Raw genomic sequence first — 16,069 nt, 5'->3', positions numbered from 1 at the left:
CTTTGAGTTTGGCGGCTACCTGCCACAGGTAGAACTCGCCTACGAAACGTGGGGCAAGCTGAGCGCCGATGGCTCCAACGCCGTGCTGGTGATGCATGCTTTGACCGGCGACGCACATGTCGCCCAGGGGCATTCATCCCTACCCGGATGGTGGGACGGCTTTATCGGCCCCGGGGCCACGATCGACAGCACAAAGTACTTCGTTCTCGCCGTTAATATGGTCGGCGGTTGTAATGGATCCACCGGGCCGTCTTCGCCGGACGCACACGGTGTGCCCTATGGGTCGCGTTTCCCCTTTGTCACCATCAAAGATTCGGTGCGCCTTGAAGCGCGCCTGGCCGCGCAGCTAGGAATTAACTCCTGGCATGCGGTGATTGGTGGTTCCATGGGTGGGGCGCGAGCCTTGGAGTACGCCGTTGAATTCCCCGAGCAGGTCAAAAACTTGGTGGTGATGGCATCTAGTGCCCAAGCCACCGCGGAACAGATCGCCTTCGCTCAAGTGCAGACCCAGTCCATCAGGCTGGATGCGAACTTTGCTGGCGGAGACTACTACGCCAACGAGGCGCGCCCACATGCCGGGCTAGGCCTGGCTCGGCGTCTGGCGCACATCACGTACCGTTCGGAAGCTGAACTTGAAGCGCGCTTTGGTCGCACCGCACAACCTGGCGAGGCGCCCACGGGCAAACTCTCGGGGCCGCGCGGTCGCTACCAAGTTGAAAGCTACCTGGACCACCAAGCCACGAAGCTGGCCAACCGCTTTGATGCCAACAGCTACCTGCTGCTGACCGAAGCGCTGATGAGCCACGACGTGGCTCGCGGTCACGACTCGCTGTGCTCCGCCTTAGCGAGGCTGGAAAATGTGAATGTACTGGTGGTCGCTGTGAGCTCGGACCGTCTGTACTTCCCGGAGCAATCGCACAAGCTAGCCGCGGCACTGCCAACACCGGTGCCGGTGCACTTTATCGATTCCCCGATCGGGCACGATGCTTTTTGACCGACGCGCATCAGCTCGATGGTGTTCTGCGCACAACGGTTTTTAACCGCTAAAGAAGTCGGCCCATACAAGAGCCCATACAACAGTAGGGGCAGCCGCCACCAGTTTTCGGTGGATGCTGTCCCTACTATTTTGCTGTTTTCTAACCTCTACTGTGCGCAGTCGCCGGCGCCGAGGGAATCGTTCGGTTTAGCCACGGTAAATGGTGTGGCCGACGGACGCTTTGCGCTGATGCCATCACCCGAAGACTGGTGGCGTAAACGACGCAGCACCCACGGGGCCAAGTGCTCGCGCGCCCAGTGTAGGTCCTCGAAGCGTGCCTCGCGCCAGGTGCGTAGATCCTGCACCGGCTCCACTTTGGTATCCAAGGTGTGCGGTACGTTGAGTGAATCCAGCGCCATGGCGGCGATTCGCTGATGCCCCAGAGGGGAGAAGTGCAGGCGGTCCGGTGCCCACATCTGCGGTTGGTGCAGTTCACGCAGGGCCCACATATCGCCCACGATCGCGTCGTAGCGAGCGGCGACGGCGCGCACATTCTCGTTGTAGATCGCGACCTTGCCGCGGATGCTTCCGAGCACCGGAGTATCGCGAATATCTGGACCGGTAACAAGGAGCACCGTCGCACCGGTGGCGCTGAGCTTGGAGACCGCGCCGTCAAGAATGTCCGCGATCTTATCCGGGTCACCGCCCGGGCGCAGTACGTCGTTGCCGCCTGCGCAGAGTGAAATCAAGTCCGGCTTCAGCTCGACGGCCGGGGCCAACTGCTCGGCAACAATTTGTCCGATCAGCCTGCCGCGGATCGCCAAGTTTGCGTAGGCGAAGTCCGGGACTGAGGTGCTCAGCTCCTGGGCTAGACGGTCCGCCCAGCCAAGATGCTGTCCTGCGTTTGAGGGATCTGGATCGCCGATCCCTTCGGTGAACGAATCGCCTAGGGCAACATAGCGGCGCCAAGGATGGAACGTCTTTTCCGTGGAATTGCTGGTTTCGAAATCAAAATCTTTAGGCACAATTTATATTGTTACCGTATGGTAACGTTCCGTCAATCAGTCTCAGGGATGATCTGCAACACCGTGCCATTTATTCCTTGAGTGCGTCGCGGCGGGCCTGCTCGTACTCTTCCCCGGAGATGACTCCGCGGGTGCGAAGATCGGCAAGTTCGTTCAACTTTGCTTCCAGGGACTTCTTGGGGGCGAGCAAATCTGATTGTGCCAACCGAGTTGCCAAGTCTGCCTCGAGGGTTAGTGGATCCATTCCAGCGCTCTTGATCTTGCGGTAGTTGCGCACCTGGGAATAGATAATGAAGGCCACGACCGCCAGGAAGAGACCGACAAAAATACCGGTCAGAACCGGCATTACGCCGAATACGGTGTCAATAAATCCTGATCCGCTGGACGAAGAGTCTTCTATAAAACCGAAGCTTGACGTGTCGGTTGTGTCGAGCTCGGGGAATTCGTCAATTACTTCGAAACTTTTCATGGAACCTAATTCTGGTTGGGCTGAATCTGCTCTACTGGCGAAGCGCTCACAGTGAGGCAATGAAATCTTTTGTACTAGTCAAATACGCGTTTTTGGTATGGCGGAGTGAATTTTGAAATGTTTATCGATCTGTAATTTCTTGCGCCTATCTGAATCCCTGATGCCCTTGAGGGTTTCTTTGGCACAGTGCGCATCCCTCTTGATGGAAGGTGGCCCGTTGGCGCAGAGAGTGCCGGGTGGGACGCTCAGTTCGCAAGAGCAAACAATCGTAAAAATATACTAATGAGTATCCACAGGTAGGCATTAACTAGTACAAAATGTCGGCTCTGAGTGGGAAAATTAAGCATGAGAAATCCAGAATTTGTAGAAGATTATGACGATGAACATCGTCTCCCGTTGCACCCTGCGGGCACCCGCAGGGAATCCCACCTGGACTCCGTCGTTGGTAAGCATGTTGACCATCAGCTCTACAACGGACCGATGAAGAAGTTGGCTAATGAACTCTTTGATGCCGGGCCCGTGAACGGTCCCGGCGATGCGCTGGATCGGCTGGGCAAGGTGCAGCGACTGAAGAGCAGCCTTGATGCGCTGACCTCAACGCTACTAGCCGACTCGGTTGAGCAGGTCGGGACTAGCTTTGCCGAGGTGCTGGCTACCCAGTACGCTGCCTCGCCTGAAGAAGTTCGCGAAGCCCAGAGGAGTGCGGAATTCTATGGCGTTGATCCGAGCGATGACCAGGTCATAAACTCCAACTTCATTGCGGAAGCCGCAATTGTCCTGCGTGAAAGCCCTCGTAAAGTCAGCAAGCGAATGTTTACTGCTAAGGGGCTACGGCACGTCTGTAAGGACACTCTGATCGCACTGGCCGCGGGTGAAATTACCCGCAAAGCGGCCCAGCACATCATCAAGTTCGCTCAGGACCTTTCACCGGATCAGATCGCGACTATGGAACGTGTACTTTTGCCGGTGGCTAGAACGGCAAACGACGATGTTGTTTATCAGCGAGCTCGCCGTTATCACGACAGGATGAATCCAGAGGCAGCTGCGGAGCGACACAAGAAGTCAGAAGCTGCTCGCAAAGTCACTTGGTGGGAAGAAGAAAACGGCATGGGATGTCTAAAGCTCTACCACCGTGTCGACGTGATCGAGTCGATCACCCATTCGCTGCGCTGGGCTACTGATCAGATCAACGACCCGAAAGACGGGCGGACGCAAGATCAGATCCTGGCGGATGTATATGCCGATGCAATGATCAACGGATGGCCTGGCGCTCAGGGTACACCGCTGAAGCCTCGACTCTCTATCACCATTCCTGCCTTGGAGATGTTGGTGGATCCCACCAAAGCATTGGCTGATTTAGAAGGATACGGGCCCATTCCGGTCGGGCTCGCAGTGCAGTTGGCAAAAGATGCGCCATCATTCCAGAGGGTGCTCACCGATCCATGGACCGGCGCAGTGATCGATGTTGAGCGCAGGAATTACCGCCCCTCGCAGGCGATGAAGGACCTGCTTCGTCTCAGGGATGTGCATTGTTGCTTCCCAGGATGTCGGCGTAGTGCGGACCGATCCGAGATTGATCATATTGATGATTGGGCTCACGGTGGCAACACGAACCGGGAAAATACGCACCTGCTCTGTAAGCAGCATCAAATGTTCAAGCACGCACTGGGCTGGAAAGTCGTGGCCAGGCCCGACGGCACCAGATCATGGGTATCACCGCACGGAGTGAACACTATCGTCACTTCGGAAAGCGTCAATATTGCTAGCGGACGAGACCACCTCGATGATCATGGCTCCCAGCGACCGCACATAATCCCGTTACCACTTGTGGAAATGAATCCGGAGGTAGATCGGGTTCTGGGATATCCGATGAACACCGGACAACCGGCGACCCAGAGTAGCTGACTGGCCTACCCGCAGCACGGAATCTTGAGTGACAAAAATTTTCAGTCACTAAGCAACACCCAATACCTATAGCCTCAACCCGAACGACGGTCCTGAAGGTGACCGCCTTAGATCCTTCTTGCGCTATTTAGCCTCTTGGAATTCGGGGATGCCCGCCATCGACTCCAAATGAAAAATTTTTTCAGTCACTACATCTTGAGTCAACGATTCTAGAGCGTGTACTTACGTCACCCGGCGCTAATCATGACAAAAATTTTCGTTCACTAATCGATGCCTGTCGCCCGTTGCATCGCATCATTGGCATCTTCCTGTCGCCCAGGGTGTGCCCTGCTATGCAGAAAATTCAGGCGGTTCAACTTGCGGCGTCAGTGCTCACGACGTTGCGGAATTCTCTTGAGAGAACACAACATTCTCTGCACCCCAAAACCATGGCTGAACGAAAAATTCTTTCATTCCACAACCGACCTCATCGGTTCAATCTGCTTTCCCCAAGGCCGACGAATCACTGGTGCTCTACTGAATGTGCAGATCGGTTAGTTAGTCTTAGAATCATGACTTCATCAGACACTGCGCCGGTCGCCATCATTTCTCGCAACGACGATTCTCGTATCGGCACACCTTTGCTGGTGTTCCTTCATGGCTACGGATCCAACGAACAAGATCTGATGGGACTCTCTCGATACTTACCCGAGGAATTCACTTATCTATCGGTGCGAGCACCGCTACCTGCTGGGTCCGGCTACAGCTGGTTCCCACTGTCTCAGGAAATCGATTATTCGACCGAAGCGGTAGGACAAAGCGTTCAGGCTCTGTGGTCTTTGTTGGAGCCATTGAGCGTGCAGCACTCGTCGGTTACTTTGCTCGGCTTCTCCCAAGGAATGGCCATGGCAACCTCATTAGCAAGGTTCCAGCCAGATGCCATTGGCGCAGTCGTAGGTCTATCAGGATTCGCTGTTGAGCCACAGGGACTAGAGATCTTTGACGACGCAACGGTGCAAGAAAATCCGATCCCGATGTTCTGGGGACGGGATCTCGCCGACCCGGTGATTACCCGCGACAAAGTTGAATACACCTTGGGATGGGTCTCGAAGCATACCGAGCTGACCAGCGAAACCTATCCACAGATCGGTCACTCGGTTAGCAAAGAGGAACTTGAGGACGTAGACGCGTTTCTCAAGAAGGTTGTACTCGGGCAGTAAAGATTACTGCTGTTGCGAGGTGACCTTTACACATTCGCCATTCACGCAGACAACGTCGCCTGGGCGGATCTGCGCACCGCGGCGGGTATCAACAGCTCCGTTGACGGTAACAACGCCCTCGGAAATAAGCTCTTTGGCGTGGATGCCGTCTTCGGCGAGGGATGCCAGTTTAAACAGCTGGCCCAAGCGGATGGTTTCGTCGCGGATTTCTAGGTCAAAAGCTTCGTTGGCACTCATGGCTTCTATTCTTCCCTATATCTGACGCTTCGGCCGTCCAACAAAGCCAAGAGCGGGGAAGTTCACTTTTGCGTTACCCACATTCGCTTAGTCTCAGAGCCGTGGAAACGATACCCTTGAACGGTATGTATTTTTCTACGGACCGCAACCAGCGGCCTCGTAATTTCCATTGGAGTTGATATGGCGCCACAGTCCAAGCTAGACCAGGTAATTTCCCTCGCAAAGCGTCGAGGATTCGTTTTCCAGGCTGGTGAAATTTACGGTGGTTCCCGTTCCGCATGGGATTACGGACCCCTGGGTACTGAACTCAAAGAAAACATCAAGCGCGAGTGGTGGCAGAACTTTGTCCGCGGACGCGAAGACATGGTGGGCCTGGACTCGTCGATCATCTTGCCAAAGGCTGTCTGGGAAGCATCGGGACACGTCGCTACCTTCACCGATCCACTGGTCGAGTGCATCCAGTGCCACAAGCGTCACCGTCAGGATCATCTGATTGAGGCCTTTGAAGCCAAGAAGGGACGTCCAGCTAAGGACGGCATGAGCGAGATTGCTTGCCCTGATTGTGGCACCAAGGGTCAGTTCACCGAACCACAGAATTTCTCCGGCCTAATGAAGACCTTCTTGGGCCCAGTAGATACCGAAGCTGGCCTGGCCTTCATGCGTCCAGAGACTGCTCAGGGCATCTTCGTAAACTTCGCCAACGTGCTTACCGCCTCACGCAAGAAGCCACCATTTGGCATCGGCCAGGTCGGTAAGGCCTTCCGTAACGAAATCACCCCAGGTAACTTCATCTTCCGTACTCGCGAGTTTGAGCAAATGGAAATCGAGTTCTTCACCGCTCCAGAGGACGCACCGAAGTTCTTCGACCAGTGGGTAACTGACTGCTGGGCATGGTTCCTGGATCTGGGCATCAAGGAAGAAAACCTGCGCCAGTTCGACGTGCCAGAAGACGAGCGCGCACACTACTCAGCCGGCACCATCGACTTTGAATACCGCTTCGGTTTCCAGGGTTCAGAGTGGGGCGAGCTGATGGGTGTTGCTAACCGCACCGACTACGACCTGTCCAGCCACGCTAAAGCTTCGGGCGCTGAACTCTCGTACTTCAACCAGTCCACCGGCGAACGCTACACCCCTTACGTGATCGAGCCTTCCTTCGGTTTGACCCGTTCGATGATGGCGTTCTTGGTTGATGCGTACACCGAGGATGAAGCACCAAACACCAAGGGTGGCGTGGACAAGCGCACCGTGCTGAAGCTGGACCCACGTCTGGCTCCGGTCAAGGCTGCCGTCTTGCCACTAAGCCGCAACGAGAACCTTTCGCCAAAGGCCAAGGCACTGGCTGCCGAGCTGCGCAAGCGCTGGAACATCGACTTCGATGATGCCGGTGCGATCGGTCGCCGTTACCGCCGTCAGGATGAGATCGGTACCCCGTTCTGCATCACCGTGGACTTCGATACCCTCGATGATCAGGCTGTGACCATTCGCGAGCGCGACACCATGGCTCAGGAACGTGTTTCCTTGGACCAGGTCACCGCCTACCTTTCCGAGCGTCTGAACGGAGCCTAGAGCCCGATGAACGAACTGGAATTCCGTGACTGGCGCATAGGCGATGACCTGGAACTGCTACAGGTTTTTGGTGATCCGCGCTCGCCGCAGGCCCATCAGGACCGCACCATGCTGCGCGAGAACAGCGACGCGCCGTTCTCTCGCACGCTGGTAGCCACCGTTGATGGCGTGGCCATCGGCGCTGGTGTGGTGTTTGCCTCCTCGTTGCACCCACAGCGTTTGTGGCTTTACGTCGAAGTTGCCTCCGAGCAGCGTCGAAGCGGTGTAGCCACCGCGTTGGTTCAGCAGCTGCGCAAGCAGATTCCGGCCGATCAAGCCCAGCAGCTCAAGGCTCGCTACACGGTGACCCCGGGCGATCCGGCCGAGGCGGCAGCAGCTTTCTGCAAGGCGCTGGGGCTGAACGAAATTCAGGTGTCCCGCGACGTGATCTTGGAGCCAGGTGCCTTGGCGGAACCGGTGTTCGACACCAACGATCGGGTGATCGAGGATCTGTCTACCGGTAGCGTTGAGCTGACCAAGCTGGTCATGGACTTCTATAACGAGGTCCATGAGCAGTGGGATCCGTCCAAGATGACCGTGGGTTCGGCCCAGCGCATGCTGTTGGACGAGCACACCGGCGCCCAGGGGGCATTGGTGTTGCGCGATAAGCCTAAGAGTGAAGGCGGAGTGCCGCTGGCCTTTGCAGTCAGCTACGTTCCGGCTCGCGAGGATGCTCCTTCGGATGTTCTGGTTGGGCACAACCCGGCGTTGTCCGATGATGAAGTGGCTGAGGCGGTTCGCGATATGGTCGCGATGCTGATCCACCAGTATCCGGTGAAGTTGGAAGTGGATTCGTCCATGTTCATTCTTGCCTCGCTGATTGATGCGTTGGCCGGCGTTGAGCAGGCGACGGTCATTTCGACCACGCATATTTTGGCCAGCGACGGCTAGAGCCAAGTATTACCGATGGGATCCAGTTTTTGAACTGGGTCCCATTGGTTTACCTGCTGTTTGCTTGGTGGCCCTATGCTCAAATCCATGCATGCAGCGCAGAAAGTCCCGGCACAGCCACAGAAGTTTTCCGCGTCTTCTTAAAACTTGGGCTGACTTCCTTTGGTGGACCGGTGGCGCATTTGGGTTACTTCCGCGACGAGTTGGTGCTCAAACGACGTTGGGTTGATGAGTCAGCGTACGCGCAACTGGTGGCGCTGAGCCAGTTTTTGCCCGGCCCGGCCTCCAGCCAGGTGGGCTTTGGATTGGGACTGCACCGTGCCGGCTGGCGCGGGGCGATGGCCGCTTTTATTGCCTTCACTTTGCCCTCGGCGGTGCTGATGGCCACGATTGCCTATGGGGCGACGGCGTTTAACACCGCTGTGGGCGCCTCGGTCATAACGGGACTAAAGATCGTTGCGGTGGCTATTGTGGCGCAAGCGGTGATGGGCATGGCCAAATCCTTGGCCCCGGATAAGACCCGAGCGCTGATTGCGGTACTGGCTGCCGGTGGCGCATTACTTCTTGGTGGGGGTCTTGGTCAGATCCTAGCGATCCTCGCTGGCGCAGTGGCCGGATACTTTTTCTGCCGCGATGGTGCCGGTTCCTTACGTGGAACGCTGGTTTTTGCGCATAAGCGGTCCACTGGGATTCTCGCTTTGGCTCTCTTTGCACTGTTGTTGCTGGGTCTACCGTTGGCTGCCGCAGCCACCGGCGCACCACTGTTAGGTTTTATCGACGCGTTCTACCGCAGTGGCTCCTTGGTTTTTGGCGGCGGACATGTGGTGCTGCCACTGCTGCACAGCGCGCTGGTTGACCCCGGGCTGATCGGGGACGAAGCGTTCCTCACCGGGTACGGGGCGGCCCAAGCCATGCCCGGCCCGCTGTTCACCTTTGCTGCCTATTTGGGTGTGTTCACCAGTGGGGGAGTTGGACCGGTCGCCGGGGCGGTCATCGCGCTAGTGGCGATTTTCCTGCCCGGTTTTTTGCTGCTGATTGGGGTCCTGCCGTTCTACTCTCAACTAGGTGCAAAGCCCAAAGCGCAGGCGATGATGCGCGGGGTGAACGCCGGGGTTCTGGGCATTCTCACCGCCGCGCTGTACGACCCGGTGTTCACCAGCTCGATCCACACTTCGCTGGCTTTTGTGCTGGCCCTGCTGGGTTTTGTATTGCTCACAGTTTGCAAGCTGACCCCGTGGCTTGTGGTGCTCATAAGTGTGATTTTGGCGGTGCTGCTGGGGGCTTGACGAAGATCTCAGTTACGTCGGGGCGGAAATCGGCAATAATGGATAGGTGACGATTCTGACTGATGCGCCGAATGACACCCCAACTTTGAAGCTGCCACCTTTGCAGCTGGGCAAGCTCACCATTAATACCCCGGTGGTTCTTGCGCCCATGGCTGGGGTGACCAACCGCGCCTTCCGCCGGCTGTGCCGCGAATACGGCGGCGGGCTATTTGTCACCGAAATGGTGACCGCCCGCGCGTTGGTGGAACGCAACCCAGAGTCGTTGCGCATCATTTCGCACGATCCGGACGAAGAGATTCGCTCCATCCAGATCTACGGTGTGGACCCAGGAACCGTGCGTGCGGCAGTGCGCATGGTGGTGGATGAGAACCTCGCCGATCACGTGGATCTGAACTTCGGCTGCCCGGTGCCCAAGGTGACCCGCAAGGGTGGCGGCTCGGCCCTTCCATGGAAGACCGACTTGTTCACCTCGATTATTGAGGCTGCTACCTCCGAGGCTGCCAAGGGCGATATACCGCTGACCGTAAAGGTACGCACCGGTATCGACAAGGACCACCTGACCTATCTGGAGTCCGCCAAGATCGCCCGCGATCATGGCGCCGCAGCAGTAACCCTGCACGCGCGCACCGCGGGCCAGTACTACGCCGGCCACTCGGACTGGGACGCAATCACCACGCTGCGCGAAGCCATGGATGACATGCCAGTGCTAGGCAACGGCGATATTTTCAGCGCCGAAGATGCGATCAATATGGTCGAACAGACCGGTGCTGCCGGCGTGATGGTGGGACGCGGCTGCCAGGGCCGACCATGGATTTTTGGTGACCTGCAGGCCGCTTTTGAGGGCCGCGCGGATCGCTTCCGTCCCGGCGTGCGCAAGGTAGCTGACACCGTGTACCGTCACGGCCAGCTACTGAGCGAGTTCTTCGAGGATGAGGGCAAGGGCATGCGCGATATCCGCAAGCACATCGCCTGGTACTTTAAGGGCTACCCAGTGGGCGGAGAAATCCGTTCGCAGCTGGCCCAGGTGCCATCCTTGGCAGTGCTTCGTGAGCTGTTGGACCAGCTGGATCTTGACTTGCCATACCCCGGGGATGCCGCCGAAGGTACCCGTGGGCGTGCCGGTCACCCCAAGAAGACTCACGTGCCCGACGGCTGGTTGGATAACCGCGAGATGAGCGATGCGCATCGCGAAATGATCAAGGCCGCAGAGCTCGACGTTTCCGGCGGTTAATCGCCACTGGTGGATAACGCAGTGTGCAGGCCAAAATGTCACTAGACTAGGTAACATGACTCAGATCCCCGGATATACCGAAGCTGATTCGCAACGGTGGGTGCCCGAGCCAGCTAAAAAGTCCTACCGTACCGCTTTTGAGCGCGACCGTGCCCGCGTGCTGCACTCTTCGGCGCTGCGCCGGTTGAGCGCCAAAACCCAGGTGGTCGCGCCAAATCAGAATGACTTTGTGCGCAACCGGCTAACCCACTCGCTGGAAGTTGCCCAGGTGGGACGAGAGCTCGGGGCGGCCTTGGGCTGCGACCCGGATGTGGTGGATACCGCCTGCCTCGCCCATGATCTAGGCCATCCTCCCTTTGGCCACAACGGGGAAGTAGCGCTGGATCAATTGGCTGCCGGGATCGGCGGATTTGAAGGCAACGCCCAAACTCTGCGCCTGCTCACCCGGCTGGAAACAAAAACCTTCAGGCACAACGGGCATTCGGCCGGACTGAATCTTTCGCGGGCCTCCCTTGATGCGGCCTGCAAATACCCATGGCTGAAGGCCGATGCGCCGGAAGCTAACGGCAAAAAGACCAAGAAGTTCGGCGTATATGAAGATGATGCCCCGATCTTCAACTGGCTGCGCAATGTGCCCGAAGCTGCGTCCGGCGTGGTCTGCATGGAAGGCCAGGTCATGGACCTCGCCGATGACATTTCCTACTCGGTGCACGACGTGGAAGACGCCATCGTTGGTGGCCAGCTACAGCTTCGTTGGCTCAAGCAGGATCTGCCACGCGAACGCGCCCTGCAGGTCACCAGGGACTGGTACCTGCCGGTGACCGATGAGGCCGACATTGAGGCGGCGTTGCGCCGGTTAGAGTCCAGCGACGAATGGGTTTCACACTTTGATGGGTCCCGGCGATCCATGGCTGGCCTGAAGGATATGACCAGCCAGTTTATTGGTCGCTTCGCAGCCGCCGCCATGGATGCCACGCGCGCCCGCTACGGCACCGGAAACCTCACCCGTTACAACGCAAGCTTGATTGTGCCCGAAGAAACCCAGCATGAAATTGCGGTGATGAAGGGTATCGCCGCCAGCTACGTGATGACCTCCGAGGTACGCCAGCCGCTGTATCTGGACCAGCGCACCTTGCTGACCCAGCTGGTAGAACTGCTTGTTGAAACGGGTAGGGATAATCTGGAGCCAATTTTTGCTGCGGACTGGGAAGATGCGGCCGATGAGGCAGCCCAGCTGCGCGTTGTGATCGACCAGGTCGCTTCGCTCACCGACATTTCAGCCACCGAGTGGCACTCATATCTGGTCAAGGGCGAAGCCCCTGAAGCACAACTGTTTTAGAAGGGAATCATGGCAGGGCTGATCAAGCGTGAAGATATCGACGAGGTGCGCAACCGCAGTGACTTGCGCGAGGTCGTTGAATCTTATGTCACGCTCAAATCCGCGGGCATCGGCTCGTATAAAGGCCTGTGCCCTTTCCACGACGAGCGTAGCCCGTCCTTCCATATTCGCCCGCAACTAGGCACCTTCCACTGCTTCGGTTGTGGTGAGTCGGGCGACGTCATCGCCTTCATTCAAAAGATGGACCACTCCTCGTTCACCGAGACCGTGGAGCTGCTCGCTGCCCGGATCAACTATGAACTGCACTATGAAGATGGCGGTCCAGGCCCGCGCCGTGAAGACTACGGCAAACGCCAGCGCCTGGTGGACGCACACAAGATCGCCGAAGAATTTTTCCGCGCCCAGCTAGCCACCGAAGAAGGGGCCAAGGGCCGCGAATTTTTGACCGGTCGTGGATTTGACGCTGAAGTCACCACACAATTTTCGGTAGGCTACGCGCCCAAGGGCTGGGACGCATTGCTTAAGCACCTGCGTTCCAAGGGTTTTGCCGATGAGGAACTGAAGCTGACCGGAATGTTCTCGGAAGGCAACCGAGGGATTTACGACCGGTTCCGCGGCCGTGTCATGTGGCCAATCCGCGACCTGTCCGGAGCGACCATCGGCTTTGGCGCGCGCAAACTGTACGACGATGACCAGGGCCCGAAATATCTGAACACTCCGGAGACCTCCCTATATAAGAAGTCTCAAGTGCTCTATGGCCTGGACCTTGCCAAAAAGCAGATCTCCAAAAATAGGCAGATCGTGGTTGTGGAAGGGTACACCGACGTGATGGCCTGCCATTTGGCTGGCATCACCACCGCGGTGGCCACCTGTGGCACCGCTTTTGGCACCGACCACATTAAAATTGCCCGTCGTTTGCTGCAAGATGATGGTACCGGCGGTGAAGTGATTTTCACGTTTGATGGTGACGCTGCTGGGCAGAAGGCCGCGCTACGTGCCTTTGAGGAAGACCAGCGTTTTATCGCCCAAACCTATGTCTGTGTTGAACCCAGCGGAGCTGATCCCTGCGATCTGCGGTTGCACCGCGGCGATGAGGCAGTGCGTGAGCTCATTGAGCTTAAGCGTCCGCTGTTTGAATTTGCGATCCGTGCCGAGCTGAAAAAGTTCAACCTCAATACGGTGGAGGGGCGCGTGCAGGCTTTGCGGCAGACCGCGCCGATCGTTGCTGCGATCAAGGACTCGGCGATCCGTCCTGCGTACGCGCGAGAACTGGCCGGCTGGCTAGGGATGAACAACGAGGACGTGAACCGTTCCGTGGGCGCATCCATTAAGCGCGCCCGACTACCTAAAAATGCTGACCAGCAAGTTCCGGTTCCGGCGGCGGGTAACGAGCAGCAGGTGTCAGCCCCTGCCTTTGAACGCCCGGATCATCGTGATCCCGTGATGCGTTTGGAGCGCCAGGCCCTGGAAGTTGTCATCCAGCAGCCACAGCGTTTGGTCGATGAGCAGTGGCAGGCCTTCTTCGAGGCACGTTTTATGGCTCCTGCCCATTCGGCAGTGCATGATGGCATCGTGGCGGCCTCCAGCGCCGGCGCTTCTGCAACCTCATGGGTCGAGGTGATCCGCGATGAGGTGCCAGAGCAGCTGCGTAGCTTCGTGTCGGAGTTGGCGGTGACCAGCATTCCGGCCCAGGACGAGCACAGCCTGAACCGCTATTGCGCAGACATCATCAACGGTTTGATTGAGCTTCAAATCACACACCGTAAGGCTGAGCTGATCGGGCGTTTGCAGCGCGCCGAGATGGAGCCAGAAGGTGAAGAATATGCCCAGATCAATAGGGAATTGATGGAGCTGGAGATGCGCCGAAGGATCCTGCGGGGGACCTAAGCGAGAGGATTTTGCATTAGCGAAAATCTTCGGTAAAGTTATATCTCGTTGCATTCCTCCATAGCTCAATTGGCAGAGCATTCGACTGTTAATCGAAGGGTTACTGGTTCAAGTCCAGTTGGAGGAGCTCATAGAAAAATCCCGGCTCGCGAAAGCGAGTCGGGATTTTTGCTTATTCGTGCAACGGCGGGTCTGGATCGGGCCTGGCTGCTGGTTTTTCTTCCCCACGGTGCCCGGTTCCTTGAATCGGCCAGGCCGGGAACCATCAATCTCTCAGCCCGGCTAGTCCGTCCGTTTGTATCACAGAGTGCCAATGACGCAGCGGTCTGTTTCGAGCAGGAGCAGTCTTTGCCAGCACCTCCACCGTGCCGGTTCCAAGGTGGAGCGCAGTGGTACCGCAACACATGCGCCATTCTTCCTAAGGATTCGATGGTTCGTTGGAGTTCATCCGGTTGGTACTGGCGGTTTCATCGGCACCGTCGTCGATGGCGGCGTTGACGGCGTTCTTCGTGAACTTCCGGCGTGTCTTCTACGTGCTGTCATTTCATTTTCGCCAAGGATACGGTGTGGCCGCAAAGCTCTACGGCACGTTTTCGTTGAGGAGTTCCTCGAGGTTGGTGCAGTTATCCCGGAACGCGCACACGAGGAGACGCCGTCGAATTCTGACGGCCCAAGCGGTTACTCATGCCATCGGTTGCGTTGGTTTGCGCAGCGGTTGGCAGGGAACTAACTGGAGACGACATACTGGTGGCAGTGATGCTGCTTTTCGGCGAGCCACGCAGCGGTCGTTGTGGTAAATCACGAAGATCTTTCTATACGGGCGAGGTTCAGCATGTGCTCGTAGCCTTCCCGGAAATTCTTGCGGCGCTGCCTGGAACCGAGCCAGATCAGTTGCCGGTGATCACGGGCTGCAATGCGGATTTTCTTTCTAAGACGAAGATCGGCAACGCTGCCGAAACTGTCTAGGCGTTTCATTGAAGTCATTCATGAAATGCCTGTTGAAGTTAGACAAATTCGAGAATCCCACGTCAAAGCATATTTCTGAGATGCTACTGTCTGTCCTTTCAAGCAAGCGCTTGGCATGTGCCAGACGCAGCTTTCGCACCAGGTCGCTGAAGTTCTGCCCAATCGCACGCTTGAAGTGCTTCGAAAACATCGGCGGAGTCATGCCCGCTACAGCGGCCGCCTCGGACATCGAGATTTCTCCTGAATGGTTGTTGAAAATGTACTCGAGCACTTGTTCCACGGCCCTTGCCGAGTGATCGTCGAGTTGCGGCCGAAACCAGCTATCGGCCAGGCTGCGACGATCTTCGGGTGGGGAATTAACCAGGATTGCGAAGAGCCGAAAGAGGTGCATCAGCCTTTGGGCGCCCGTCGACGTTCCGATGGCCTCGATCTCTGCGGTAGCTGCGCTCGACGTAACACCTGAAAATTGGATACCTCTCGCGGCATCGTCCAGCAGCGTCTTGATCTCCGAGATTTCCGGCATGATGGCCGCTGCTCCTTCGATCAAGGAAGGATCGAATTGGATGACGACATCCCGGCCCTCCACGATCTCTCCGGGTGCCAGATCGCTGACCCAGTCGTGCGGCAATCCCGAACCGATCAGTGCCACGTGTCCAGCTTCGAAGGTCCCGATGTAGTTTCCGACAATGAACTTTCCTGTGCCTTTGCGGATCAGGTGGATTTCATACTCGGGATGGTAATTCCAGCGTGCGAGCGGGCTGGGATAGTCGTGCACATGCCAGCGTACGCAGGATCTTGGATCCGGCGGGATGACTTCCCTGTTGGCCTGCATGCCAACCAGTTCTTCGGCAAGCCTGGCCTGCGCCTCATTCTTGGGTGTGATGCGCATTACGCGACTCCAGATGTATGCATGAACTTTCACCAAAATCGAAAGCGTATTCCCAAGGATACTGTGTGCGGTTCAATTTCATATAGGCAAAAAAGTATCAGAAATTCGCAATGAACGATCTAGTTGAGTCGTAGGTCATAACTCTAAGCTTGAGAAGCCACATT

At 57.1% G+C, this 16,069-nt stretch carries 14 protein-coding genes and 1 tRNA gene; 11 read left to right on the top strand and 4 right to left on the bottom strand.

The features are described from left to right. Positions 1-19 precede the first annotated feature (19 nt). A complete protein-coding gene (locus tag N6V40_RS15415; RefSeq protein ID WP_315973813.1) occupies positions 20-994 on the top strand; it encodes a homoserine O-acetyltransferase MetX in 975 nt (324 codons plus the stop codon). Positions 995-1,143: 149 nt separating this feature from the next. On the opposite strand, the gene N6V40_RS15410 is transcribed toward N6V40_RS15415, so the two are convergent. Together N6V40_RS15410 and N6V40_RS15405 are read right to left on the bottom strand one after the other, a co-directional pair. After that, positions 1,144-2,001 carry an SGNH/GDSL hydrolase family protein gene (locus N6V40_RS15410; RefSeq protein WP_262198152.1) on the bottom strand — a complete coding sequence of 286 codons (858 nt, stop codon included), beginning with the start codon at positions 1,999-2,001 and terminating at the stop codon, positions 1,144-1,146. A 70-nt stretch (positions 2,002-2,071) separates the two neighbouring features. Further along, entirely contained in the window at positions 2,072-2,470 is a 399-nt protein-coding gene (locus N6V40_RS15405; protein ID WP_262198151.1) for an SHOCT domain-containing protein, read from the bottom strand. 345 nt (positions 2,471-2,815) lie between these two features. On the opposite strand from N6V40_RS15405, the gene N6V40_RS15400 reads away from it, so the two are divergent. Together N6V40_RS15400 and N6V40_RS15395 are read left to right on the top strand one after the other, a co-directional pair. Next, complete coding sequence (locus N6V40_RS15400) at positions 2,816-4,375, top strand: HNH endonuclease signature motif containing protein (protein WP_131090071.1); 1,560 nt, start codon at positions 2,816-2,818, stop codon at positions 4,373-4,375. Between the two features lie 551 nt (positions 4,376-4,926). Then, entirely contained in the window at positions 4,927-5,574 is a 648-nt protein-coding gene (locus N6V40_RS15395; protein WP_131090070.1) for an alpha/beta hydrolase, read from the top strand. Positions 5,575-5,577: 3 nt separating this feature from the next. On the opposite strand, the gene N6V40_RS15390 is transcribed toward N6V40_RS15395, so the two are convergent. Beyond that, on the bottom strand, positions 5,578-5,811 hold the full coding sequence (locus tag N6V40_RS15390; RefSeq protein WP_262198150.1) for an RNA-binding S4 domain-containing protein: 234 nt from the start codon (positions 5,809-5,811) through the stop codon (positions 5,578-5,580). A gap of 180 nt (positions 5,812-5,991) precedes the next feature. Between N6V40_RS15390 and N6V40_RS15385 the strand changes: the two genes are divergently transcribed. The 8 genes from N6V40_RS15385 (at position 5,992) to N6V40_RS15350 (ending at position 15,016) form a co-directional block, all read left to right on the top strand. Then, a complete protein-coding gene (locus N6V40_RS15385; RefSeq protein WP_131090068.1) occupies positions 5,992-7,377 on the top strand; it encodes a glycine--tRNA ligase in 1,386 nt (461 codons plus the stop codon). Positions 7,378-7,383: 6 nt separating this feature from the next. After that, positions 7,384-8,307 (top strand): GNAT family N-acetyltransferase, encoded by a 924-nt coding sequence (locus N6V40_RS15380; RefSeq protein ID WP_262198149.1) that lies wholly within the window; start codon positions 7,384-7,386, stop codon positions 8,305-8,307. A gap of 83 nt (positions 8,308-8,390) precedes the next feature. Further along, positions 8,391-9,593 (top strand): chromate efflux transporter, encoded by a 1,203-nt coding sequence (chrA, locus tag N6V40_RS15375; RefSeq protein ID WP_262199758.1) that lies wholly within the window; start codon positions 8,391-8,393, stop codon positions 9,591-9,593. A gap of 46 nt (positions 9,594-9,639) precedes the next feature. Continuing rightward, the gene (dusB, locus tag N6V40_RS15370; protein WP_131090065.1) at positions 9,640-10,824 is read left to right on the top strand and encodes a tRNA dihydrouridine synthase DusB; all 1,185 of its coding nucleotides are present in this window, start codon (positions 9,640-9,642) and stop codon (positions 10,822-10,824) included. A gap of 55 nt (positions 10,825-10,879) precedes the next feature. Next, positions 10,880-12,163: a deoxyguanosinetriphosphate triphosphohydrolase gene (locus tag N6V40_RS15365; protein WP_131090064.1), complete on the top strand. Its 1,284-nt coding sequence runs from the start codon at positions 10,880-10,882 to the stop codon at positions 12,161-12,163. Between the two features lie 9 nt (positions 12,164-12,172). Beyond that, positions 12,173-14,050, top strand: a complete 1,878-nt coding sequence (gene dnaG, locus N6V40_RS15360) for a DNA primase (RefSeq protein WP_131090063.1) — start codon at positions 12,173-12,175, stop codon at positions 14,048-14,050. A 54-nt stretch (positions 14,051-14,104) separates the two neighbouring features. Next, positions 14,105-14,177, top strand: a tRNA-Asn gene (locus N6V40_RS15355). Between the two features lie 557 nt (positions 14,178-14,734). Further along, a complete protein-coding gene (locus N6V40_RS15350) occupies positions 14,735-15,016 on the top strand; it encodes a hypothetical protein (RefSeq protein ID WP_131090062.1) in 282 nt (93 codons plus the stop codon). On the opposite strand, the gene N6V40_RS15345 is transcribed toward N6V40_RS15350, so the two are convergent. Next, positions 14,979-15,905 carry an AraC family transcriptional regulator gene (locus N6V40_RS15345; RefSeq protein ID WP_131090061.1) on the bottom strand — a complete coding sequence of 309 codons (927 nt, stop codon included), beginning with the start codon at positions 15,903-15,905 and terminating at the stop codon, positions 14,979-14,981. The genes N6V40_RS15350 and N6V40_RS15345 overlap by 38 nt on opposite strands. Positions 15,906-16,069: the final 164 nt, after the last annotated feature.

Origin of the sequence: Glutamicibacter sp. M10 (assembly GCF_025452055.1) — a bacterium.
Taxonomy (GTDB): domain Bacteria; phylum Actinomycetota; class Actinomycetes; order Actinomycetales; family Micrococcaceae; genus Glutamicibacter.
Note: the sequence above shows the minus strand (reverse complement) of the source record. Positions and strands in the feature narration are given on the sequence as shown.